A 417-nucleotide genomic window follows, 5' to 3' on the forward strand; every position below is an offset into this window, starting at 1 on the left:
GATAACCCGGAAGATGAAGCCATCAGGGTGCCGGCCGAGAGGGCGGGGGCTTAAGTGGCAGTAGCGGTAGCGGTAGCAGCAGTAATATATAATATATACTGCAACTGCAACTGGAAACTGCAACTAAAAGAATAGTCCCGTAGCTCAGTTTGGTTAGAGCACTACACTGATAATGTAGGGGTCAGCAGTTCAAATCTGCTCGGGACTACAGGAAGGCAATGAAAGAGGGATTGAATTATAGAATTATAGATTGAAGAATCAATAAATCAATAATTAAATCAATCAAACATTAATCAACCAGGGGGATTAGCTCAGCTGGCTAGAGCACCTGCCTTGCACGCAGGGGGTCAACGGTTCGAATCCGTTATTCTCCACGCTTAAGCGAAAAGCAGAAAAGCGAAAAGCAAAAAGCCCTTA

2 tRNA genes are annotated in these 417 nt (G+C 44.8%); both read left to right on the top strand.

Going from position 1 to position 417, the window contains the following annotated elements:
* Window positions 1-133: 133 nt before the first annotated feature.
* A tRNA-Ile gene (locus IM792_RS21195) sits at window positions 134-208 on the top strand.
* Between the two features lie 92 nt (window positions 209-300).
* Window positions 301-374: transfer RNA gene (locus tag IM792_RS21200), tRNA-Ala, on the top strand.
* The last annotated feature ends 43 nt before the right edge of the window (window positions 375-417 follow it).

Source organism: Mucilaginibacter sp. JRF (assembly GCF_015223065.1).
Taxonomy (GTDB): Bacteria; Bacteroidota; Bacteroidia; order Sphingobacteriales; family Sphingobacteriaceae; genus Mucilaginibacter.